This is a genomic window from Cytobacillus sp. NCCP-133 (genome assembly GCF_026011715.1).
GTDB lineage: Bacteria > Bacillota > Bacilli > Bacillales > Cytobacillaceae > Cytobacillus.
The window spans coordinates 1-24,683 of sequence record NZ_BRVM01000007.1 but is presented as its reverse complement, the minus strand read 5'-3'; the positions used below and the strand labels follow the sequence as shown (position 1 = coordinate 24,683).

Below are 24,683 nucleotides of genomic sequence, written 5' to 3'. Positions count from 1 at the left end.
TAGCATGATGGAGAGAGCTTATGTAAAGGCGCTGAGAAATGTTTACAGGTTGCAAAGCTTCCGGAATAGGAAAGTAGGGAAAAAAATGGCGGTACCCATAGAAGGCGAACCAATGCAAATTCACAGCTATAAACATAATGGGCATATCCACCGCGTCTGGGAGGAAACAACCGTATTAAAAGGGACACAAAATTTAGTAATTGGCGGTAATGACCGGACAATTGTAACAGAATCTGACGGAAGAACATGGGTTACAAGAGAGCCGGCAATCTGCTATTTTCATTCGCAGTACTGGTTTAATGTAATCGGAATGATTCGGGAGGATGGAGTATATTATTACTGCAATATTAGCTCTCCATTTATTTTTGACGGAGAAGCGTTAAAGTATATTGACTATGATCTGGATATTAAGGTTTTTCCAGATATGACGTTTAATTTATTGGATGAAGATGAATATGAACGGCACCGTCAGGAAATGAATTATCCTGATGTGATTGACAGTATACTAAAATCCAATGTGGACCAGCTTATCCATTGGATTCGTCAGAGAAAGGGCCCTTTTGCACCAGACTTTATTGATATATGGTATGAACGTTATTTAACTTACAGACGCTAAAAATGGTAAATGTGCCGAGAAAACGCCTGTTGGACCTTGAGTCAACAGGTTTTTATTTTTGCCTTATTCCTGCATGTTTGCCTGAATTACGGGTAATTTTAAGAAAAACTGCTGTTTAGGAAACAGCAGTCCTTTCATAATTGGCAGCAGCCAATCAAAGCAAAACTGCTGATTTAGATAGAGGGGGAACGGAACGGTTGGGAAGTATAAAAAGATACTTAAAGTTCGTAAAGCCGTATAGGCTTCAGATAATCGGTACCATCATAATCGGCATTGTTAAGTTTGCCATACCGCTATTAATTCCGCTTCTGATCAAATATGTGATAGATGACATTATCGGCAATGAGGCAATAAGCCAAAGCCACAAAACGAATACGCTTGTAATTGTTATGGGCATCATGATCGCTCTATTTTTAATTGTTCGCCCACCCATTGAATATTATCGGCAGTACTTTGCCCAGTGGGTGGCAAGTAAAATACTATATGATATCCGTGATAAGCTTTTTACCCACATACAAAAGCTAAGTTTCAAATTTTATGCAAATACACGGACAGGGGAAGTAATTTCAAGGGTGATAAATGATGTGGAACAAACCAAAACCTTTGTTGTGACAGGGTTGATGAACCTCTGGTTAGATGTGGCGACCATTTTGATTGCTGTTGTGATTATGCTGAATATGGATGTTGCCTTAACCATTGTGTCGCTTCTTCTATTTCCATTTTACGCTTTTTCGGTCAAGTATTTTTTCGGGAATCTCAGAAGGCTGACTAGAGCCCGCTCGCAGGCTTTGGCGGAAGTTCAAGGATATTTGCATGAACGAGTGCAGGGAATGGCTGTGGTCAAAAGTTTTGCCATTGAAGATTATGAGCAAACCCAGTTTGATGCCCAAAACAAAAATTTCCTGACCAAAGCGATAGACAATACAAAATGGAATGCAAAAGCTTTTGCAGTGGTTAACACGATCACAGATATTTCTCCCCTTTTAGTGATTGGCTATTCTGGCTATCAAGTCATCCAGGGGGATATTTCACTCGGTGTCATGATGGCGTTTGTAGCTTATATTGAAAGGCTGTATAGCCCGCTTAGAAGACTTGTAAATTCATCGACAACTTTAACTCAATCGATCGCATCAATGGATCGTGTATTTGAATTAATCGATGAGAAATATGATATAGATGATTCGCCTAATGCAACTGAATGTGAAAATGTTAAAGGCCATATCCAATTTGAAAGTGTAAGCTTCTCATACAATGAAAAAGAATTATCTGTATTAAAGGATATTACGCTCGATATAAAAGCAGGGGAGACAATCGCTCTTGTTGGAATGAGCGGAGGAGGCAAGTCTTCATTAGTTGGCCTGATTCCTCGTTTCTATGATGTAAATAAAGGCAGAATCCTGCTTGATGGCAAGGATATCCGATCGCTTCAAGTCAGAAGCCTTCGCGATAAAATCGGAATGGTGCTTCAGGATAACATATTGTTCAGTGAATCGGTAAAGACGAATATTATTCTTGGAAATCCGGAGGCAACAGATGCAGAAGTGATTGAAGCAGCTAAGGCTGCCAACGCTCATGAGTTTATTATGAATTTGCCAGAGGGTTATGAAACAAAAGTTGGCGAACGCGGTGTTAAACTTTCAGGCGGACAGAAACAGCGGATAGCCATTGCGAGAATTTTTTTGAAAAATCCGCCAATCCTTATTTTAGATGAAGCAACTTCTGCCCTGGATCTTGAGAGTGAGCATCTGATTCAGGAAGCACTGGAAAAATTGGCAAAAGATCGTACGACGTTTATTGTGGCCCATCGTCTTTCTACAATTACCCATGCCGATCGGATTATTCTAGTAGAACATGGGGAAATTTCTGAAGCGGGAAGCCATGAAGAGTTAATGGAAAAACAGGGGAATTATTATAAGCTTTTTCAAGTTCAGCAGCTTGAACACTAGGTAAAAAAGCCAGCTCCAAGAGGGCTGGCTTTTTAGGTACTTTTTTATAGTAGTGCGTTAAATTACTATAGCTTAACAATAATTTAATAGTAAAAAACTTGTCATTAAGATACAACTTTTTCATAGGTATTAGTAGAAAACAATTATCTGCATAGGACGAAAGATGCAGAATTGTGTAGAAAAATATATAATGTTTACTATATTTAAATAATTTAGAAAAATGAGTAGACTTCAATCACCTTTTTTTATAGAATGAAAAAAGATAGTGACCTAAGGTCCAAAATTGTTAAAAATGTCCCATTTCATAGAAACGGACGTAAGAAAGGAGTATCCGTGTGACTCAAGCTCCAGTTTTAAATGTTAAACAGCTGAGGACATCCTTTTTTTCTTCGGATGGAGAAGTTCCGGCTGTAGACGGTATTAGCTTCTCGGTTAATAAAGGTGAGATTCTTGGGATTGTTGGAGAGTCTGGCTGCGGAAAGAGTGTAACATCTCTATCCATTATGAAGCTGATTCCACAGCCTCCAGGAAAAATTGTTGGCGGCGAAATCCTATTGGACGGAGAAAACTTAGTCAATGCTTCTGAAAAAAGAATGCGTGAAATAAGAGGCAATGAAGTGGCCATGATTTTTCAGGAGCCTATGACTTCATTGAATCCGTTATTTACAATTGGAGATCAGCTGATAGAGGGCATCAAAATACATAAAAAAGCAAACAAAAAGGCTGCATTCCAGCAGGCTGTTGAAATGCTTAAGCTTGTTGGATTGCCAAGAGCAGAACAGATTATGAAGGAATATCCCCATCAGCTATCCGGAGGGATGAGGCAGAGGGTAATGATTGCTATGGCACTTTCTTGTCACCCGCGGCTTTTGATTGCTGATGAACCAACGACTGCATTGGATGTGACGATTCAGGCTCAGATCCTTTCGCTAATGAAAGATCTTAATGAGAAATTGGATACAGCTATCATTATGATCACTCATGACTTAGGGGTAGTTGCGGAAGTATGTGAAAGGGTCATTGTCATGTACGCAGGAAAAATAGTTGAGGAAGCGCCAGTGGAGGAGATCTTTAAAAATCCAAAGCACCCTTATACACAAGGCCTTCTTCAATCTGTTCCAGATGTACGGGAAAAAAAGGAACGTTTATATTCCATTCCTGGAAATGTTCCAAAACCGGGGTCCATCAAGACAGGCTGCCGCTTTGCTGCTCGCTGCGAATTCGCCCACGATCTCTGCCTGGCGGAGAGCCCTCCACTTTACAATGTTGAAAATGCAGAACTGCACACAGTACGCTGTTTCCTGCATGAGTCAGGAGGTGTAGTAAATGAACGAAGTGCTGTTGGAAGTTAATCAATTGAAAAAATATTTTCCGGTAACAGGCGGTTTTTTTGGGAGAAACCAAGGCGATGTTAAAGCGGTTGACGATATTAGTTTCTTTGTGAATAAAGGAGAAACGCTAGGTCTGGTAGGTGAATCAGGCTGCGGCAAATCTACTACAGGCAGAATGCTTATGCGATTGATAGAGCCAACCGATGGAAGAGTAGTCTTCGAGGGGAAAGATCTGACAACTTTAAACTCTGGAGAAATGCGCAAAATGAGAAAGGAAATGCAGATGGTGTTCCAGGATCCTTTTGCTTCTTTAAATCCCCGGCATACCGTTGAGCAGATCCTGGAAGAGCCGTTAATCGTCCATGGCATTGGCAATAAAGAAGAACGCAGGCAGCGGGTTAGGGAAATGCTCGAAGTTGTCGGCCTCAGCAGCTACCATGCAAAACGTTATCCGCATCAATTCAGCGGAGGCCAAAGACAGAGAATTGGAATTGCAAGAGCACTGATGACCAAACCAAAGCTGATTATTGCTGATGAGCCGGTTTCAGCTCTGGATGTTTCGATTCAATCCCAGGTTCTGAATTTGCTGGAGGATCTCCAAAAGGAATTTCAGTTAACTTATATCTTCATTGCCCACGATCTCGGGGTAGTTAAACATATCAGTGATAGAGTTGGAGTTATGTATCTTGGAAGGCTTGTAGAAATCACAACAGCCGATCAGCTCTATGACAAACCACTGCACCCGTATACAAAGGCATTGCTTGGTGCAGTTCCAGTACCTGATCCGACTTTAAAGAAAGACAGGGAACTTTTAACCGGGGATATTCCAAGCCCGCAGAATCCGCCAGCAGGATGTGCTTTCCATACTAGATGCATTGATTGTATGGATATTTGTAAATCAGAAAGGCCTCAGCTGGAGGAAATTAAACCAGGTCACTTTGCAGCCTGCCACTTATACAGCCCGAGATGAGCTTAAGAAGCCGGCAGCTCTGCATGGATGATAAATAGTTAAAAAGCCTATTAAGGCAAAAGGAAAAAGGGGGAAAACAATGAGAAAGCGCAATGGTATTTGGTTCCTTATTGTCGCTATGCTTCTGTCACTGGCACTTGCCGGCTGCAGCAGCAATTCTAGCAGTGGAACGAAGGAAGAAGATGATAACGAGAAAGGCACAGATACAGAAGAAACGTCTTCAGGCGGTACATTGGTATTTGGCCGCGGCGGTGATTCGACTTCACTTGATCCGGCGATTACAACAGAAGGTGAATCTTTCAAAGTTACAAAGAATATCTATGAAACACTAATTAACTTCGGTGAGCAGGATACAGAAATTGAAGCGGGTCTTGCAACTGAATGGGAAACTAGCGAAGATGGTTTGAAACATACATTAAAGCTTCGCGAAGGCGTTAAATTCCATGATGGAACAGATTTCAACGCTGAAGCGGTTGTCTTCAACTTTGAAAGATGGAAAGCTGGAAGCGCTGAGCAATTCTATTACTATAATTCTCAGTTCGGAGACAAAATCTCTGAAGTGAAAGCAGTGGATGATTACACAGTTGAGTTTATTTTGAACAAGCCAATTGCTCCATTCCTTAAGAACCTGGCTATGTCTCCATTTGGCATTGCAAGTCCGGCTGCGATTGAGAAGCATGGTGAAAAGTTCCTTCACAACCCGGTTGGCACAGGTCCATTTGTATTCCAAGAATACAAAGCGAACGATCGCATTACACTCGTGAAAAATGAAGATTACTGGCAAGAAGGTCTTCCAAAGCTTGAACAAGTAATCTTCCGTGTTATCCCTGAAAACTCTGCCCGTTTGAATGCTTTAACTACAGGCGAGGTAGATTTAATCGATGGCGTTAACTTTAGTGATGTTGGCCAAATCGAAGGAAATCCGGATCTTCAAGTATTTGAGCGTCCAACGTTAAACGTTGCTTACCTTGGATTAACAAGCACTCGCGGACCATTAAAAGATAAGAAAGTCCGCCAGGCACTAAATTACGCAGTTGATAAGAAAGCCTTAATTGATGCATTCTATGCAGGTGCAGCAGAACCTGCGAAAAACCCGATGCCCCCAGTTGTAGCGGGTTACAACGATGATGTTGTAGATTATGAATACAACCCTGAAAAGGCGAAGGAACTATTAAAAGAAGCTGGATATGAAGATGGATTTGAGATGGAACTTTGGGCAATGCCTGTTCCAAGACCGTATATGCCAGATGGACAAAAAGTGGCTGAAGCCCTTCAGGCCAACTTTGATGCCATTGGTGTAAAAGCAAAAATCGTTTCTTATGAATGGGGTACTTACCTGGATAAGGCAAAGAATGGTGAAGCTGATACATTCTTATTAGGATGGACTGGCGACAACGGTGATGCGGACAACTTCCTATATGTTCTTCTTGATGAAGACAGCATCGGTTCTAACAACTATTCTTACTACAAAAACCCTGAAGTGCATGAATTGCTTGTAAAAGCTCAAGCAAGTGCAGATCAGGCAGAGCGTGAAGAGCTTTACAAACAAGCTCAGGTTATTATTAAAGAAGATGCTCCTTGGATTCCGCTTGTTCACTCTAGACCAATCCTTGCGGGTAAAGCAGATATTACAGGCTTCAAGCCGCATCCAACAGGATCTGACTTACTGTCAACTGTAGAATTTAAATAAGGTGTTTTTCGGGTTGGATAAGCATACTTCTTATATTAAAGGAAAAGGGAGTACAGTTTTGTAACTCCCTTTTCTATTCCAAATTATTTATTAAATATGAAACTTTGAACTTAGATAACTGTCTAGCTCCAGGCGCCTCCCCCTTAGAGATTCCCCTCTTGTACTTGTCGGGGGTGGGGCAAGGCGCTTGCGCTTTTCTAAAATAACCTTCAAGAGAGGTGAAATGGCAATGCTTTCCTATACACTTAAACGTCTATTTTCTCTTGTTCCGGTTTTGCTGGGGCTTTCCCTAATTGTCTTTTTTATGATTCGGGCAATCCCAGGTGATCCGGCACAGATAATCTTGGGACAATTGGCAACAAAAGAGTCTGTAGAGGAATTAACGAAACAGCTTGGACTTGACCAGCCTTGGTACCTTCAATATTTTACATATCTAGTCGGACTTTTGACCGGTGATCTTGGAGAATCGATCCGGACCAAGACGGAGATTAGCCAGGAAATATGGCCCTATTTGGCTGCAACGATTGAACTTACATTCGTTGCAATGTTAATTGCTATTTTTATTGGTGTAAATGCTGGGATTATCAGTGCCTGGTATCAGAATTCATGGTTTGACTATGTTGCCATGGTACTTGCACTAATTGGCGTTTCCATGCCGATCTTCTGGCTAGGTCTAATGGAACAGTGGGCTTTTGCCATAAAACTTGATTGGCTGCCAACATCGGGAAGGGAAGAAGTGAGAAATCCAATAACGGCCATTACACACATATATATGCTTGATACCCTGATGCAGGGAAGGATGGATCAATTTTGGGATGTCGTGAAACACTTGATTTTACCGGCATTTGCACTAGCCACGATTCCAATGGCCATTATTGCAAGAATTACCCGTTCTACCATGCTTGAAGTGATGAGATCTGATTTTATTAGAACAGCAAGGGCAAAAGGCTTAAGAATGTTCTGGGTCGTTTATAAGCACTCATTAAAAAATGCAATCATTCCAGTTCTTACGATTATTGGTCTTCAAATGGGCTTATTGCTCGGGGGAGCGATCTTGACAGAAACTATTTTCAGCTGGCCGGGAATTGGACGTTATATTTATGAGGCTATCAACTATCGAGACTATCCTGTTATTCAATCGGGCATTCTTGTAATCGCTTTTATCTTTGTCATGATCAATTTAGTGGTGGATTTGCTATATGCAGCAATAGATCCGCGCATTAAATATAATTAGGGAGGGGGAGTAGAACTTGGAACTTTCAACTCGAAAAGATCTTCAGCCGCCAATTATGCCAGCTGAAGAAAAAGCAATTTCCCCCTGGCTGGAGGCATGGAGGAGCTTTAGAAAAAACAAGTTAGCTGTGATCGGGTCGATCATTGTTTTATTCTTTATTATTTTAGCTGTTTTTGCGCCGCTCATCGCGCCGCAGGGGATAAATGAACAAATGCTTTCCAAAAGGCTTCAGGCTCCTTCTAGCGAGCATTGGTTTGGAACTGATGACTTTGGGAGGGATATTTTCTCAAGGGTCGTGTATGGTGCAAGGATTTCGTTATGGGTAGGATTGCTGGCAGTAATGGGATCTATTATTGTAGGGTGCCTGCTGGGGGTTGTGGCAGGATATTACGGTAAATGGGTTGATACAATCATCTCACGCATATTCGATATTATGCTCGCATTCCCAAGTATTTTGCTGGCGATTGCGATTGTAGCAGTACTGGGCCCATCTTTGAGAAATGCCCTGATTGCAATTGCGATTATCAACATTCCTAACTTTGGAAGGCTAATCCGTTCGAGGGTGCTAAGTGTCAAACAGGAAGAGTATATAATGGCTGCAAAAGCGGTAGGCATGAGCAATAGCCGAATTCTCTTTAAGCATGTACTGCCTAATAGTATGGCGCCGATTATCGTACAGGGTACACTTGCCATCGCAACTGCGATCATTGAGGCGGCTGCTTTAGGTTTCTTGGGACTTGGTGCTGAGGCTCCAAACCCAGAATGGGGAAAAATGCTGGCTGATGCAAAAGCATATCTTGTTCAGGCACCTTGGACAATGATATTTCCTGGGATTGCAATCATGCTTACTGTTCTAGGATTTAACTTAATGGGTGATGGATTAAGAGATGCTCTTGATCCAAGAATGAAGAATTAACAAAAAAGCAGCTGAAATCAGCTGCTTTTTCCCTTTTTGTAGTGCTATTGCTTGTCATTTCTTTATTCCATGTTTTCCTGTATGGAAATTTCATTCTCCTTTTTATGAAAAGCCTGAAAACTTGAAATCAGCTTATCGAGATGTTCCAAATGTTCATCGTAGTCTATAATGGCAGATATGATTTGTATGGTGTGGGGAAGAATGCTTTCTTCACTAGGCTCATGTTCCTTTTGCTGAGCCAGAAAAAGATTGACAAGTTCTTTTCTGCTCAGGTTGAAATCTCCTTCTTCAAAAACGACATTCGGGCGGACTTTTCCTATGAATTTTAGCATGACATGCTCATGGTAATGAATTAAGATATCAAGCTGCTGCTGTACTGCATGCTGAAAGTCTTCAGGCATTTGCTGCAGGTCATTTTCAAAGCGGTGCAGGTTTTTTAGTGTGTCGAGAGAACGTTTTACAGTTGATATCATTTGTCTATAAATGACAAGCTTCCGTGATTTAACTAAATCATTCCGTTTAAAATAGTTCCGTTCTTCTTTATACATTAAATATAATTGGTCGAGCTTGACATTGGTTTCTTTCATCTTATCAATGTCGTTTTTCAGCAGCTGATGCTCGGAAGCATGCCTGATGTTAAGACGAATCCATTTCGTAATTTCTTCTGTGTTATTGGATATCTTGAAGTATAGCTTGTTTTCATATTTAGGCGGGAGGAACACTAGGTTCACAATAAATGCAGATAGAACACCAAGCAAAATGGTAGAAAAGCGAATAAGCGCGAACTGCAGGAAAGTGTCTCCTGGTGTCTCCATAATAGCAATCAGAGTGACAAGTGATAAGCCAATCGTATTTTCAATTTTGAGCTTCAGATTGATGGTAATCACTATAATGGCTGCAAGACCAATAATAAAGATGTCATTGCCAAATAAAAGTACAAAGATGACTGCAGTTAATGCACCGATTGCATTACCCTGAATTTGCTCGATAATAGAAAGATATGATCGATAAATGGTCGGCTGTACGGCAAAAATAGCGGCAATGCCGGCAAAGATAGGGGAAGGCAAGTTAAACAGTTCTGATAAAAATAAAGATAAAATAATTGCGATTCCCGTCTTTAGTATGCGGGCACCAAGCTTCATATACAATGTCCTTTCCCCAGCAAAATTTTTAGCTGCTGGTGATTAATAGTCTTGACGTCAGGCTGTCCAAGAGAAATTACTATTCTATAGGTACTTTAAACAGTTTTGCTCATTATTAAACAATATTGTACTATACAGGGATATGGAAAGAAGTTCAAGGGGCATTTTAATGAAATTTTTATTAAATAAAGGAAATAGGCCAGTAGGCAGACATTTGATGGGTGAGTGCCAGAGGGGGGAATTTCATTCAAAATAGGGCGACTAGGGATTATTGTCCTAGAATTCGATTAATGTTCATGAAGATTTTTTCAAATAGCGCCTGCCAGAGAAGCAAGGGGTAGCTGCGAATGGACTAAAGTGGGAGATTAGTGCCGTTGAACGCAACGAAAGATTTATGAGCGGAACTAAATATGCAGGTGTAATTTAGAATCGAGTGCTAGGCTGTGTTAGAAAAAATTATAGAACCAATCAAAGCCCCATCCGCAGATACGGACGGGGCTTTGATTGGTTTTATAAATATATCACTCTGTAGAAACTGAAGGATCTGCTTGCTCTTTAACCGGAATGACCTGTATGAAGTGGTCTGCCGGATGCTCAAGAAGGGCATCCAGCTGGGAAGCTTCCTCTTTCTGGCCTTGTTCTTTCAGCATTGCAATGTATTGGCCAAGAAGTTCTATTACATCTTCTGTTCCTTTTTCGGAAAGAGAAATGACAGAGACTTTTGCGCCTTTCGCGATTCGGCGCTGAATGGCTTCCTTCGTTAAGCCCATTTCTGGCTGATGTCTTAGGTAAACAACACCGCCAGTCATGCCTGCACAAATCCATGGGCCTGGATCGCCGAGGACAAGTCCTCTTCCGTTAGTCATATACTCGAACGCAAAGCCCTTGATATTGGCATTTGTTCCAATATTTCCATATTCCTTTTCAGGAAGCGGTTTATTCAGCTGGCCGCCAATAATCATGTCTGCTCCGGATAATCGGATTCCTGCACGGGCATCAGCGTTGCCTTGTGCTATGAGCAATCCTTGCTGTGCCCCATATCCAAAGCCTTTACCAACAGACCCGTTATAGAACTTTCCATTCTTTCCTTTTGCCTTAAAGATCATAATTTGGCCGCCGAATGATGTTTTTCCAATTCCATCTTGTGCCCCGCCGGCAACTTCGATATTGATGCCGAAGCTATTGTAAGCACCCAGGCCGTTTCCAGGAATAGATCCGCCTTTATATTTCAAGTCTACCGGCGGAAGAGCCTTATAAGAACCATCCAAACGTCCTCTTACTCGGTGGCAGGAAACACGGCTTCCCAATACACGCTGTTCAGAGGTAATGCTTTGGAATTCACGTGATTGGTGCAATTCCTCCACGCTTGCATCCAGGTATTCTGCTCCAACAGCAACCTGCAGCTTTGCTTCTTGCAGGGCAGCAGGAGCTTCCTGCGGAGAGAATTGGCCGATATCAAGTGTCTTTAATAGGTGAGTCAGGTTAAGCTGGTTTTCACCTTTCGTTTGAACAAGAAGGTCCGAACGTCCGACTGCATCCTGGAGGTTTTTCACGCCAATTGAAGCTGCCAATGCTTTCAGCTCTTTGCCAAATGCTGTAAACAGATTCATAATTCCTTGAACAGCAAGGTCGAATTGGCGAGGTACGAATCTTCTTAAACCATGTTCTTTTGCCTGTGCTTCAGAATCAATCTGTGTAGCGATCCCAACATGGCAAGTATCAAGATGGCAGCCGCGGCATGTCGTACAGCCGATGGCAAGCATGGATAATGTACCAAAGCCAACACGGTTAGCGCCAAGCAGCATAACCTTCAATACGTCCGCTGCACTCTTGATGCCGCCATCTGCCCAAAGCTCGACATTATCGCGAATTCCTGCTTCCAGGAGGGCGTTATGAGCAGCCTTTACGCCAATTTCTACCGGCAAGCCTACGTGCTGGAGTGCATGGATTCTTGCTGCACCAGTACCTCCGTCAAATCCGCTTAGTGTGATAATATCAGCACCGGCCTTTGCAATGCCGACAGCGATTGTTCCGATATTCGGTACAACTGGAACCTTAACGGCTACTTTTGCTTTGTCGTTGGCCGTTTTAAGCTCATGAATCATTTGTGCCAAATCTTCGATTGAATAGATATCATGATTGTTTGATGGCGAAATTAAATCTGACCCAATGGTTGCATTACGGGCTTCTGCAATTTTTGCAGTAACCTTTGAACCCGGCAGATGACCGCCTTCACCAGGCTTTGCGCCTTGCCCGATCTTGATTTCAAGCAAGTTGGATGAATTTAATAGTTCGGCATTAACACCAAATCGTCCGGAAGCTACTTGCTGTCCGCGGGTTTTTGGGTATTTGCCAAGCATATCTTTGATTTCTCCGCCTTCACCATTCAAGCTAACCATGTTCAGACGGTCTGCACCTTCAGCATATGCTCTAAAAGCTGTCTCATTCTGTGACCCAAACGACATGGAAGAGATAACGAATGGCAGGTCATGTTCCCCAACATGCAAGCTGATATCCTCAGGTTTTAGGCTAGTAGCCGTCTCTTTAAAACCGGTCAAATGGCGGATTGTGGTAGGGTTCTGATCTTCCTGCTCAGTAATCTTTTCCTTATATGCACTATAGTCGCCTGTTGACGCTATTTCGCCAATGGCTTTCCAGATACGAGGGAAAAGGCTGAACGTCTTTCCAATCCGTTCTTTTTCATTATGGTAATCTTCTGCTCTCGCAATAGCATCTTCTTTTAAAGCATCAAAGTTAAATGCAAGCTCCCTTGAACCGAAGAAGTTTACAATATTCAAATACTCAGCAAGATCCTCATGCAGGCCGATGGCAGAGAATAGTCTTCCATAACCTCTTAATTCATGAATCCCGATTGTGGAAATAACTTTTTCAAGTCCTTTCGTAAGAGCTGAATATAAATTTGTCAAAGGAGTTACAGAATCGCCAAGCACGGTCATAAACATGTAGTACGGGCTGATAATATCAGCACCCAAGCCGAATGCTGTAATAATATCATGAAGTGACCTAATGGAAGCAGAGCGCACCAAAATAGAACACTCACGGCGTGAAGCTTCTCGCACAAGGGCCTGGTCAATAGCAGAAACGGCTAAGTGCGGATCAATCCAATAGGCATCCTCCTGATGAGCATTGGCATCATCTAGTACAAGCAGAGTTTTGCCGGTTGAGACTGCTTCAATCGCTTCTGCAGATAAACGTTCCAAAGCTTCTTTTACAGTTTCATTTTTCTTAAATGTGGTAGACAGATAAGATATAAGCTTTTGTTCCTGGTAAAAACCGGTTACCTGATCATAGCTTGGCTGATTAAGAGCATTGGAACATTCAAACCCTGCTTTTCCTTCTATTAAAATAGGAGTCTGCAATTCAATTACTGCACCAGGCTGCTGCTTTTTAAATAATGATGGACGCTGTCCGATAATCGTGCGGGTTGAGAAATGTTCCGTTTCTCTGTCACGGTCAATAGCAGGGTTTGTAACAACTGCAACGCTTTCCTTGATAAAGTCAGCAATGTTTTTTCGCTGTGGATTTAGTGCTGCCAGTGGTGAATCATGTCCGAGGGAGCGGATTGGTTCAGCACCTTTTTCAGCCATTTGTTCTACAAGCTGTACATGGTCTCTTTCCCAGCCAAACGCTTTATACTGACCATTATGGACTTTGTCCGGATAGTTTACAGAAATTGTTTTTTCGAATGTTGGTGACTGAAGGCGAGTGCGATAATTATCTGCATTCACACGTTTTGAAAATCTTTCAAAAACTTCAGCTTGATAGTTGCTATGTTCATATACGGAAAGCGTGTCGCCGTCCCACTTTAATCCAACCTTTTCACCTGGCGATAATGGCTTAGGCTCATTTACATATTCACTTGATGGAATAATTCCCGGCTCAGATGAGAAAAGATATGAGCTTTCAGTTTCCAGCATCCACAATGGACGCAGACCTAAAGCATCTACACTGAATACGGCCTCATCAGCAAAGCGCGAGATAATACCAGCCGGACCTTGAGCAAAATGTCCCCACGCTTCACGGATATAGGAATACATATCCTGAAGATGATCCGGGTATGATTTAATTTCATTTACGATAGGCGGGAACAAGACATCCATTGCTTCAAATAATGAATAGCCGTCACGGCAAATAAACGTTTCAAGCGTTCTGCTCAAATCCTGTGAGTCGCTTCCGTCTTTTACAAGCGGAACGCCAACCATTTTTGCTTCATCCCTTAGCTTGGCAATCGTGTTGATTTCACCATTATGGCCTAAAATACTGAAAGGCTGTACACGAAAGAAGCTTGATAAAGTATTCGTTGAATAACGGTTATGTCCAAGTGTCATGGTTGATGCAACAAGCGGGTTTGCCAAGTCACTGTAATACTTAGGCAGAATATCACCAGCACCCATTACCTTGTATACCACATGATGCTGGCTAAGTGATGCAACATGTACATGCTCGTTTTCTTCAAAGTCCACGATTAATTCAAAGAGCTTTTTGGAAAGCTCTCTGCCAATTTGCTCTGATAAGCAGGCAAACTGCCAAAATACAGGGTTTTCCTGGATGGCAATCGGGCCCAATGCAGAGGATTCGGTTACTTCATCAGATTCGAAGATAACTGACAGCCCGGCATCAGCCAGCTTCTTCATTAAATGCTGTTTAAATGATTCAGTATCCTGCTTTCTTGACATAAAAACATGTCCAACCACAAATCCCTCTTCTTTGGCAGCCTCCGGATCCGCACCTGCTTCCTTCAGCTTCTCCTTCCAAAGTTCTCTGGGGATATCAATGTGGATGCCGACACCATCTCCCTCGCCATTAATAAAACCTGCACGGTGATTCATGGTTACGAGCGCATTGATACAACTGAAAATATTTTCCCTTGTGGGTACTTTCATTTTTTCCATTGCGGATACAATACCGCATGCATCATGTTCCTGACGGTGAAACTCTTTTAAAAGTGAAGGACTCCATTGCTGTAATGTCATAAAATTCGGCTGAGAATAAGGCGTTGCCTTAAAGCCGTTCACCTCCTGAATAGTAATCTATTAATAATTTGTTGTTTACGGGTTTTAAATGAGGTTATTCAAAAAGTTATTTTTTGAAAGGATAAATGCACGAAGCATTTATGTAAATGAATAGTGTGGTAATTTCGGGCAGGTTTTTGCCTTAATTACGATCTTTTTGCTCGGCAAACTGCTCTACAGAAAAGATTTCTCCCATCATATCATAAGAATTTTCAGAAATCAATTATTTATACAAAAAGTTGGATAGAGTTTTGAGGAGGATGATGGCTGTTGCATAAAAAAACACTGCTATTGTAACCGTTTTCATCCTTGTAAATAAAGAAAACGGGGAGGTGAATGCCCCCGTTAATGTATAAATTAATGAATATTTATTCTTTGTTTAATCGCTGGAAAGCATTTTCGACTGCGTGTATGGTTGCATGAATGTCTTCTTCTGTGTGTGCAATGGTGATAAACCACGCTTCATACTTGGAAGGAGCAAGGTTTACTCCCTGGTTAAGCATTAGTTTGAAAAACTTGGCAAACATTTCGCCGTCTGTGTTTTCCGCCTGTTCGTAGTTTGAAACTTTTTCATTGGTAAAATAGATCGTAAGAGCGCCTTTAAGACGATTAATCGTAATTGGAATATTAAATTCCTTAGCTGCTGCACTGATGCCTTCCTCAAGCATTTCGCCAAGGCGGTCTAAATACTCATAAACCCCTGGCTGTTTAAGAACTTCGAGGCAAGCAATCCCCGAAAGGATGGAGGCGGGGTTTCCTGCCATGGTTCCAGCTTGATAGGCAGGACCTAAAGGAGCTACCGTTTCCATGATTTCTTTTTTTCCGCCATAAGCACCGATTGGCAGGCCGCCGCCAATGATTTTCCCCATCGCGGTCAGATCTGGTTTCACGCCAAGCAAGTCCTGTGCACCGCCATACATAAAACGGAAAGCAGTGATGACTTCATCATAAATGACTAAGGCGCCTGCAGCATGTGTTAATTCGTTCACTTGTTCTAGGAAACCCGCTTTTGGTTCTACGATTCCAAAGTTGCCGACAATCGGTTCAACCAGGACTGCTGCAATCTGGTCTCCCCATTTTTCCAAAGCTTCCTTATATGGCTCGATTTCATTAAACGGAACCGTGATAACTTCCTGTGCGATGCTTTTCGGTACCCCGGCAGAATCCGGTGTGCCCAGTGTTGAGGGGCCTGATCCCGCTGCAACGAGAACAAGGTCGGAATGTCCGTGATAGCAGCCGGCGAACTTGATGATTTTGTCTCTGCCTGTATAGGCTCTTGCCACACGGATGGTTGTCATTACCGCTTCAGTCCCAGAATTGACAAAACGGACTTTATCCAAATTCGGCATTGCTTTCTTCAGCATCTCGGCGAATTTTACTTCATGTGGTGTTGGAGTTCCGTATAATACTCCCCGATCTGCAGCTGTTTTTATCGCATCTGTAATATGCGGGTGTGCATGGCCTGTAATGATTGGGCCGTATGCGGCTAAATAATCGATATATTGATTGCCGTCAACATCCCAAAAATATGCGCCTTGAGCCCGTTCCATGGCGACCGGCGAACCTCCGCCAACTGCTTTGTATGACCGCGAAGGACTGTTTACTCCCCCTACAATATGTTCAAGAGCCTGTTTATGTAATCGTTCAGAATTAGTATGCTGCATGGTTATCCTCCTAGTAGAATCCATTTAAAACTTCACTTATTATTTTAACATGATTGAAAGGCAGTTCGTCCAATCTAAAGAGGAAGTCAGACTATGGAGTACTTTACTATGGGAATGTACTGCATTTTAAAGGCAAAAAAACATACATTCTATTTGTGTTACATTGCTTATTTGTCTAAACTATTTCATTATGGCATTAATTCGCAGGAGGAGTAATGATGAAGGATGCAATAACAGTCCGGAATTTGAAAAAAGAATTTAAAGCTTATTCAAGCCGCTCCGGATTAAAGGGGGCTTTCCGAGACCTGCTAACAAGAAATTATAAAATTGTCCCAGCAGTTAATGATATAAGCTTTAATGTGAAACAAGGCGAGATGGTTGGTTATATTGGTGAAAATGGAGCCGGGAAATCAACAACCATTAAAATGCTGACAGGAATCTTAACTCCAACCAGCGGTGAAGTCACAGTAAACGGGATGAATCCTCATAGGGACCGTGAGAAATTCGTCAGTACCATTGGAGTAGTGTTCGGCCAACGATCACAGCTGTGGTGGGACATTGCTGTGCAGGAATCTTTCAGGCTGCTGAAGAAGGTATACAAAGTATCGGATGAGCAATTTGAAAGCCATATGGCACATGTTATCAAAACCCTTGGCTTAGAGCCGCTGCTGGATAAGCCAGTCCGAAAACTTTCACTTGGACAAAGGATGAGATGCGAACTTGCTGCGGCACTAATCCATAATCCGCCGCTTCTCTTTTTGGACGAACCGACGATTGGGCTTGATGTGCTTGTTAAGCTGAAAATCCGGGAATTTTTAAAAGAGATTAATGAAAAATATAATACGACCATTCTGCTTACCACGCATGATCTTACCGAGATTGAAGCCCTTTGTGAACGGGTGGTTATGCTTGATGATGGGAAAATTATTTACGATGGAGCATTGAAAAGCCTGAAAGAAAAATGGGGGGAAGGGAAGGAAATTGAATTTCAGTTCCTTGAAGAAGTTGAAATTACCGATCTGAATAGCATAACAGCATCATCTGAAGTGAAATGGGAGAAGAATGATAAGGAACCAATCTATACAGCAATTGTAGAAGATAATGATGAACTTATATCTTTATTGATCGCTAAGGTAGTTGCGGACTTAAAAGTAAAGGATATCAATATTAAAGAAACCTCCACTGAAGAAATTATCCGGAATATATATGACCGGGGGATTTCGTAATGGGATGGTTCGGTTCGATCCGCAGCCCGAGGTGTTCCGATGGATAAATATTTGGAAATGATCCGAATTCGCTTTTTAATGATGCTGGCTTACAGGACTAATTATTATACAGGGATTTTAATATACAGCATCAATATAGGTGCTTATTATTTCTTGTGGTCGGCAATTTATGGAGAAAAGGATGCAATTGAAGGCATGTCTGTTATCCATATGTCTACATATGTAGCAATAGCATGGATGGCGAGAGCTTTTTACTTTAATAATATCGATCGAGAAATGGCTGCGGAAATAAAAGAAGGGAAAGTAGCTGTGGAGTTGATTCGACCATATAATTATCTTGGGATGAAAACGATGCAGGGATTGGGTGAAGGTATTTTCCGCCTGTTCTTCTTCTCAGTTCCGGGGATGGTGATTGTATCATTTATTTTCCCGCTTCAATTCTCAGCAGATGCTGCCACCTGGCTCTTATTTGTCTTGTCAATCGTATTGAGTTTTTTTATTAATATACAAATAAACCTGCTGACAGGCATTACCACCTTCTTCCTATTTAATAATACAGGGCTAATCCGGGCGAAAAGAGTTGTTATTGACTTGTTTTCTGGACTCCTTATTCCAATTAGTTTTTTCCCGACTTGGGCACAGGATGTATTGAAATTTCTTCCCTTTCAGGGGATCAGTTATGTGCCAAGCATGATTTTCACAAATAGCTTTTCAAATAATGAAGCCGTACAAGCAATAATCCTTCAGGGCATCTGGGTTCTGATTCTAATCATTCCCATTCAAATTCTGTGGATAATTGCAAAAAAACAGCTTATTATTCAAGGAGGGTGACAAAATGTTTTATATAAAAATTTTCTTCCAATATGTCGCCCAATATATGAAAACGAGAATGCAGTATCGTGCCGATTTATTTGTAGAGTTCATTTCAGACCTTTTATTTCAGGCAGTCAATTTAATTTTTATATTAGTCGTTTTTGGCCATACCAATCTCCTTGGAGGCTGGACAAGAGATGAGATTATTTTCATTTATGGCTTTTTCCTTGTGCCCTATGCGCTGTTTTCATCCTTCTTTAATATTTGGGATTTTAATGAGAGGTATATTGTAAAAGGGGAATTGGATAGGATTTTGACACGTCCTATCCATAGCCTGTTCCAGATGGTTTTGGAAAGAATGGAGCTTGAGTCATTATTTGGTGCATTGACGGGCATAGCTGTCATGGTATATGCAGGAATGAGCCTTGGGCTTGTAATATCCTGGGCAGACCCGCTGTTATTTCTTCTGTTTGTAATAGGCGGCATGCTTGTGTATGGCGGAATTTTTGTTATGATCGCATGCATCAGTTTTTGGGCTGATGCGAGAACGTCAATTATGCCAATGATGTACAACATCGGGAATTATGGCAGGTATCCGGTAGATATTTATAACAGTGTGATACGATTTATTTTAACATGGGTCCTTCCATTTGCTTTTGTTGGGGTTTATCCAGCAGCTTACTTTTTGGGAAAGGAAGAATGGTTGCTTTACTCATTCTTGACTCCTGTGATGGGAATAATATTTTTCGGAATCTCCATTCTGATTTGGAATTCAGGTGTAAAACGTTACAGAGGTGCGGGCAATTGAAGAGGAGCCATGGGGGACAGCCCTGGCTTTTTTATATAAAGACAGGCAGTCATACAGGGCATAGTTAAAGCGTATAAATGAAGTGATAAAGTCCTTTCGGAGTGAGGTTGCATTATGGCACTTTATTTGTCGTTAGTCCTGATTGTTTTATGCATGGTCATGAGTCTGCAAACTCTCTTTTCGTCTGCCAAGATTAAGGGAAGATGGGTCTCGATAGAAAATTTTCTTTATCTTATTAGTTTGTATGCCACCATTATGATTGGGTTTGGATTAATTTATATTTTGCTTGATTTGCATGGTCTGGTTGTTTTAATAGATGGCACTAACTATGTTGAAGCCGGTTTTCTTGAACGCCTTGAGACAGGATTTTATTTTAGTGCAGTCACTTTGTTTTCAGTAGGATATGGAGATATCAGTCCGATTGGGATTGGCAGGATGATTGCCGTATTGGAAGCACTGATTGGCTATGTCATACCTGCGGCGTTTGTAGCAAGGGTGGTACTTGACGGGGATAAACGGGTTTGACAGCTGCAAAAATAGTTGTTTTTGAAAGAAAAGTTGGATAGGCTTAAAGTAAGGAAGACTATCCAATAGGAAGGATGTTATCATGACAGTTGCAATTGGTCAATTAACCCCAGATTTTGAGCTTGAGGCCAGCAATGGCAAAAAAGTGAAGCTTTCGGATTATCGCGGCAAAAATGTGGTTCTTTATTTTTACCCAAAGGATATGACGCCGGGATGCACAACCCAGGCATGTGATTTCAGGGATCAGCATGAGAATTTTGCAGGTGTGAATGCAGTCATTCTAGGTGTAAGCCCAGACCCGCTCAGCAGACATGAAAAATTTATTGAAAAACATGGCCTTCCATTCTTGCTCCTTGCTGATGAGGAGCATAAGACTGCAGAGGACTATGGTGTATGGAAGCTGAAAAGGAACTTTGGCAAGGAATATATGGGGATTGAGAGATCTACTTTTATAATTGACAAAGATGGCAAGCTCGTAAAAGAGTGGCGTAAAGTGAAAGTGAAGGGGCATGTTGAGGAAGCGTTAGAGTATATAAAGGGAAATCTCGCATAAATAATATACATATACAATTGGGTGGCCTATTTTTAATGGATCAAGGCTTTTGTCCATTCCTAAAAACTAGTTTTGCATATCATTTTATTAGGGCATACCTCCTCAGATACTTTTTAAGCGGACCTGATCGGGTCCGTTTTTTTTGATATCAGAATTTATATCCTTTTGAACTTAAAGAACTGCCTAGCTCCAGTCGCCATCAGCTCTCGGGTCTAAGCCAATCCGTCCAAAAGGTTAAAAAACAACCTTTCAGCCGGCTCGTCTGATGCTTGTCGGAGGTGGGCAATATGACCTGCGTTTTTCTTTTCACAATTCAGACAACGGTGATATGATGAAAAAAACAAGATAGGGTGATCAATACATGAAAGTTGTTTCTTCAATATTGCCACCGGAAGTGCTGTGTAAGGATGCAGCAAGGGAATTTCCCGAAGCTGAGTTTTTATTTTATAAAGGAATGGAAGCAGCGGGGCAATCTTTTTATGAGGCGGAAATATTTATAACTTATGGAGAAGACTTAACAGAAGAGCACATTTATAAAACATTAAATTTAAAGTGGATCATGGTAATGTCAGCCGGAATGGATGAAATGCCATTAAAAGCATGTAAGGAAAAAGGAATCCTTGTAACCAATGCTAGGGGGATTCATAAAATTCCAATGGCTGAATTTACGCTGGGTGCTATGTTGGGACATGTCAAAAAAATAGCTCTTCTTGCTGACAATGAGGGGAATGAGGTTTGGGATAGGAAGCTGCCGGTGGAGGAGCTTAATGGCAAGACTTTATTGATACTGGGCGTAGGTGCTATAGGAGGAGAAATAGCGAGGCTGGCAAAGTGCTTTGGCATGAAGGTGGCTGGTGTGAACAGAAGCGGCAAAGATTCGGCTAATACAGACAGTATATATAAAGTGAGCCAGCTTACTGATATCCTGCCGAATGCTGATTTCATCGTTTCAGTTCTGCCGAGCACAGCAGAAACAAAATATTTGCTTCAGAAAGAGCATTTTGCAGCTATGAAGGGTTCTGCAGTGTTCATAAATATAGGGAGAGGAAATCTTGTGGAGGAGGATGTACTTATTTATGCGCTGGAAACAAACGAGATTGCCCATGCTTATTTGGATGTCTTTCAAAAAGAGCCGCTCCCAATGGGACACCCTTTCTGGAAAATGGAAAATGTAACAGTCACACCGCATCTCTCAAGCAAAACTAAAAATTATTTACCAAGATCTTTTGAAATTTTTAAGCATAACCTTCATACATATATAAAAAATAACAAAGATTATATTAATGCGATTGATCTTGAAAGAGGGTATTAAGATGAAAATATACACGAAAACGGGAGACCGAGGGACTACTTCCTTGATATACGGGCAAAGGGTCAATAAAGATGACATTCGAGTAGAAGCATATGGAACATGTGATGAAGCCAACTCCATGATTGGATTGGCGCTAAGCCATATGGCCAATGAATTTTTTTCAGATAAAGATGCTGTAGAAGAGGTATTTCATAAAGTGCAGACTGATTTATTTCATGCAGGAGCAGAACTCGCAACACCTAAGGGGAAGAAAGTTAAATGGGTCATTACAGAAGATGATCTTGCTTTTATGGAAATTCAAATTGACAAATGGGAATCAAATCTTGCTGAACTGACTAACTTCATCTTGCCTGGCGGTCATCCATCGGGAGCAGCATTCCATGTAGCAAGAACTATCGTAAGAAGAGCTGAGAGGTGTGCAGTTTCGCTCGGTGAAAATGTAAACCCGCTGGTTTTAGCCTACTTAAACCGTTTATCTGATTTGCTGTTCGTTTCTGCCCGCTTTGTAAACCATCATTTAGGTTCCAAGGAGCAATCTTTGCATGCTGATAAGAGCTGATTTCCCTCTATTAAGGTGTTTGTAATATTGACAAATGTGGTGAAAAATTAGTACACTATTTATAAAGATTATAAAGTAAGAATATTTGTTGGAAAAGAGGTGCATGGCGGTGGCGCAAATGGAATTAAAAGAGGCGCTGGATACTTTGAAAGAAACTGGAGTCCGTATCACTCCGCAGCGTCATGCGATACTTGAATATTTAATAAACTCCATGTCACACCCGACTGCAGATGATATATACAAAGCATTAGAAGGAAAATTCCCTAATATGAGTGTGGCTACAGTTTACAATAATTTAAGAGTATTTCGTGAAGTTGGCCTGGTAAAGGAACTAACGTACGGTGACGCATCGAGCCGCTTCGATTTCGTAACAACTCATCATTACCATGTCATTTGTGAGATCTGCGGGAAGATCGTAGACTTCCATTATCCTGGTCTTGATGAAGTAGAGCATCTTGCCTTACATGTCACAGGCTTTAATATTAGCCATCATCGAATGGAAATTTACGGAACCTGTCCTGAATGTGCAAGTAAGGAAGCGCATTAGAATATAAGGGAAGCTGTCGGCAAATAGCTGTCAGCTTTTTCTTTTTGCGAAAAGCCTAGACGAATAATAAATAACCGGCTATCAGCTAGCCGGCCATTTGGAAACATCGGTATGAAGCGGTGAGCTTATCAGCTCTGCTTCGAATTTTTTTTATTGTATTCTTCGTTAAACTCAACGCCCTCAAGTTTTGGATCAAGTGTTAAAGGTTCGTTGCAATACATGCACATATCAACACGGCCAAGCATCTTAGTATGTTTTCCACAATTAGGGCAAACCACCTGCACGGTTTTAGTTGAAAGCATGCCGATCCAGAAATATACACCTGTGCTCGCTAGAATGCACAGCATTCCAAGGAGCATAAATATTGTCATGAGAAGAGGGGAATTTCTAAAGAAGATTCCTAGGTACATAACGATAAACCCGATAAAAATTAAACTAAGGGCAAATGTGCGGATTTTATTAATTTTATTTGAGTACTTAGCCATTCTGCTCCCTCCTAAAAACTAACTATACCATACTCTCTTTGCGTAAATAAATATTAATATAGAATCGTGTCGAAAAATGTCTCACATTTAGGAAGGATTTCATTTATAATTGTCGAAGATATACGCTATCAATAAACTGGAGGAATTATGATGGAAGATATTCTCCGTCCTATATACCAAGAACGGGCAAGTCAGGCAAACACTCTTGGAGTGATCATGACTGAAAAAATGCAAAAAGCCATTCCTGCTACCGATACATTTGATGCTGTACTGCTGATTCTTGTAAAGGAAGCAGAGGAGCCTGTATTTGTTAAACATTACACATACATGGATAAAAAAGCTGCTCTTCATATCGTGACGGATAAGCAGCTTCGTGAATGGATTCTTTTGGGATCAAACCGAAAGATTTTTGATTGGCTTTATAATGGAAAAGTTCTCTTTGACCGCAATGAATATATCCATAACTTGAAGGTTGAATTAAGGGAATTTCCGTTCTATGGACGTAAATTAAAAATGGGGCTTGAATTTGCCAAGCTGATCCGGCGTTATATGGATGGGAAAGCGTTTTTTGAAAATCGCCATTATTTTGATGCCTATAATCATATTGTTCATTCTCTTCATCATTTGGCAAGGCTTGCGGTTATCGAAAGTGGGTTTCATCCTGAGGTAACTGTATGGAATCAAGTTAAGCAAATTGAACCGGAAATTATGAAACTATATGAAGAACTTGTAAATAGCCAGGAGCCACTTGAAAAAAGACTGGAACTTCTATTCTTGGCTAGTGAATTCTTAATACATTCAAGAACGAAACAAGGCATCAGCCATCTGACTGATGTTCTGGCCGAAAAAAAAGAATGGTCGATTCATGACATTATGAGCCATGAAGAACTACATTTATATGCAGTTGACTTAAGTATGCTGCTAGAGTATCTAATTGATAAACATATTATTGAAGTCGTAAATGCAGAAACTAAGGGACAAGGAATTTATCATAGGTATTATACACTCGGAAAAAAATTATCGTAAAAAAATATTAAAAGATATTGACCTTTATTTAAATCCTTGTTATATTTATATCCGTCGCTGCGATGTGAAGAAAAAACATTTTCACAGCTGACGGATTTCTTAAAAAAAGTGTTGACACTTAAAACAACACATGTTATATTGATAAAGTCGCTTCTGAGCGGCGAGGGGAAATATAACAAAAGAGAAATTGACCTTTGAAAACTGAACGAACAAGAACGTCAACGTTAATTCTTTAGTCTTTTTTGAAAAGACAAATCGAGCTTAATCAACTCTTATATGGAGAGTTT

20 protein-coding genes are annotated in these 24,683 nt (G+C 41.2%); 16 read left to right on the top strand and 4 right to left on the bottom strand.

The window, feature by feature from the left end; translation table 11 throughout:
* The first annotated feature begins 85 nt into the window (after positions 1 to 85).
* From ntdP to nikC, 7 genes are all read left to right on the top strand, one after another.
* Positions 86 to 616 carry a nucleoside tri-diphosphate phosphatase gene (ntdP, locus tag NCCP133_RS10160; RefSeq protein WP_264804837.1) on the top strand — a complete coding sequence of 177 codons (531 nt, stop codon included), beginning with the start codon at positions 86 to 88 and terminating at the stop codon, positions 614 to 616.
* A 197-nt stretch (positions 617 to 813) separates the two neighbouring features.
* Positions 814 to 2,562 carry an ABC transporter ATP-binding protein gene (locus NCCP133_RS10155; RefSeq protein ID WP_264804836.1) on the top strand — a complete coding sequence of 583 codons (1,749 nt, stop codon included), beginning with the start codon at positions 814 to 816 and terminating at the stop codon, positions 2,560 to 2,562.
* A gap of 335 nt (positions 2,563 to 2,897) precedes the next feature.
* Positions 2,898 to 3,914, top strand: a complete 1,017-nt coding sequence (locus NCCP133_RS10150; RefSeq protein WP_264804835.1) for an ABC transporter ATP-binding protein — start codon at positions 2,898 to 2,900, stop codon at positions 3,912 to 3,914.
* On the top strand, positions 3,889 to 4,863 hold the full coding sequence (locus NCCP133_RS10145; protein WP_264804834.1) for an ABC transporter ATP-binding protein: 975 nt from the start codon (positions 3,889 to 3,891) through the stop codon (positions 4,861 to 4,863). Before NCCP133_RS10150 ends, NCCP133_RS10145 begins: the two co-directional genes overlap by 26 nt.
* 79 nt (positions 4,864 to 4,942) lie before the next feature.
* Complete coding sequence (locus NCCP133_RS10140; protein ID WP_264804833.1) at positions 4,943 to 6,553, top strand: ABC transporter substrate-binding protein; 1,611 nt, start codon at positions 4,943 to 4,945, stop codon at positions 6,551 to 6,553.
* A gap of 229 nt (positions 6,554 to 6,782) precedes the next feature.
* On the top strand, positions 6,783 to 7,787 hold the full coding sequence (locus NCCP133_RS10135; protein WP_264805007.1) for an ABC transporter permease: 1,005 nt from the start codon (positions 6,783 to 6,785) through the stop codon (positions 7,785 to 7,787).
* A gap of 55 nt (positions 7,788 to 7,842) precedes the next feature.
* A complete protein-coding gene (nikC, locus tag NCCP133_RS10130) occupies positions 7,843 to 8,703 on the top strand; it encodes a nickel transporter permease (RefSeq protein WP_264805006.1) in 861 nt (286 codons plus the stop codon).
* Between the two features lie 62 nt (positions 8,704 to 8,765).
* Here the strand turns inward: nikC and NCCP133_RS10125 are convergent, their stop codons facing one another.
* The 3 genes from NCCP133_RS10125 to NCCP133_RS10115 all read right to left on the bottom strand — a co-directional run bounded on the left by NCCP133_RS10125 (position 8,766) and on the right by NCCP133_RS10115 (position 16,542).
* Complete coding sequence (locus tag NCCP133_RS10125; protein ID WP_264805005.1) at positions 8,766 to 9,845, bottom strand: FUSC family protein; 1,080 nt, start codon at positions 9,843 to 9,845, stop codon at positions 8,766 to 8,768.
* A 521-nt stretch (positions 9,846 to 10,366) separates the two neighbouring features.
* Positions 10,367 to 14,839, bottom strand: coding sequence for a glutamate synthase-related protein (locus tag NCCP133_RS10120; RefSeq protein WP_264804831.1), 4,473 nt, complete (start codon positions 14,837 to 14,839; stop codon positions 10,367 to 10,369).
* 407 nt (positions 14,840 to 15,246) lie between these two features.
* Entirely contained in the window at positions 15,247 to 16,542 is a 1,296-nt protein-coding gene (locus NCCP133_RS10115) for a glutamate-1-semialdehyde 2,1-aminomutase (RefSeq protein ID WP_264804830.1), read from the bottom strand.
* A 218-nt stretch (positions 16,543 to 16,760) separates the two neighbouring features.
* Between NCCP133_RS10115 and NCCP133_RS10110 the strand changes: the two genes are divergently transcribed.
* From NCCP133_RS10110 to perR, 8 genes are all read left to right on the top strand, one after another.
* A complete protein-coding gene (locus NCCP133_RS10110; RefSeq protein ID WP_264804829.1) occupies positions 16,761 to 17,768 on the top strand; it encodes an ABC transporter ATP-binding protein in 1,008 nt (335 codons plus the stop codon).
* Positions 17,769 to 17,807: 39 nt separating this feature from the next.
* Positions 17,808 to 18,599 carry an ABC transporter permease gene (locus tag NCCP133_RS10105; RefSeq protein WP_264804827.1) on the top strand — a complete coding sequence of 264 codons (792 nt, stop codon included), beginning with the start codon at positions 17,808 to 17,810 and terminating at the stop codon, positions 18,597 to 18,599.
* Positions 18,600 to 18,603: 4 nt separating this feature from the next.
* Entirely contained in the window at positions 18,604 to 19,389 is a 786-nt protein-coding gene (locus tag NCCP133_RS10100; protein WP_264804826.1) for an ABC transporter permease, read from the top strand.
* Between the two features lie 114 nt (positions 19,390 to 19,503).
* Entirely contained in the window at positions 19,504 to 19,914 is a 411-nt protein-coding gene (locus NCCP133_RS10095) for a potassium channel family protein (RefSeq protein WP_264804825.1), read from the top strand.
* Between the two features lie 82 nt (positions 19,915 to 19,996).
* On the top strand, positions 19,997 to 20,467 hold the full coding sequence (gene bcp, locus NCCP133_RS10090; protein ID WP_264804824.1) for a thioredoxin-dependent thiol peroxidase: 471 nt from the start codon (positions 19,997 to 19,999) through the stop codon (positions 20,465 to 20,467).
* A gap of 361 nt (positions 20,468 to 20,828) precedes the next feature.
* The gene (locus NCCP133_RS10085) at positions 20,829 to 21,779 is read left to right on the top strand and encodes a D-2-hydroxyacid dehydrogenase (RefSeq protein WP_264804823.1); all 951 of its coding nucleotides are present in this window, start codon (positions 20,829 to 20,831) and stop codon (positions 21,777 to 21,779) included.
* Between the two features lies 1 nt (position 21,780).
* The gene (locus tag NCCP133_RS10080) at positions 21,781 to 22,338 is read left to right on the top strand and encodes a cob(I)yrinic acid a,c-diamide adenosyltransferase (RefSeq protein ID WP_264804822.1); all 558 of its coding nucleotides are present in this window, start codon (positions 21,781 to 21,783) and stop codon (positions 22,336 to 22,338) included.
* 109 nt (positions 22,339 to 22,447) lie between these two features.
* Positions 22,448 to 22,885 carry a peroxide-responsive transcriptional repressor PerR gene (gene perR / locus NCCP133_RS10075; protein ID WP_264804821.1) on the top strand — a complete coding sequence of 146 codons (438 nt, stop codon included), beginning with the start codon at positions 22,448 to 22,450 and terminating at the stop codon, positions 22,883 to 22,885.
* Between the two features lie 128 nt (positions 22,886 to 23,013).
* Here perR and NCCP133_RS10070 read toward each other — a convergent pair whose 3' ends face one another.
* Positions 23,014 to 23,370 carry a YgzB family protein gene (locus NCCP133_RS10070; RefSeq protein ID WP_264804820.1) on the bottom strand — a complete coding sequence of 119 codons (357 nt, stop codon included), beginning with the start codon at positions 23,368 to 23,370 and terminating at the stop codon, positions 23,014 to 23,016.
* A 150-nt stretch (positions 23,371 to 23,520) separates the two neighbouring features.
* Here NCCP133_RS10070 and NCCP133_RS10065 point away from each other — a divergent pair, with 150 nt between their 5' ends.
* Positions 23,521 to 24,396: a nucleotidyltransferase-like protein gene (locus NCCP133_RS10065; RefSeq protein WP_264805004.1), complete on the top strand. Its 876-nt coding sequence runs from the start codon at positions 23,521 to 23,523 to the stop codon at positions 24,394 to 24,396.
* Positions 24,397 to 24,683 lie beyond the last annotated feature (287 nt).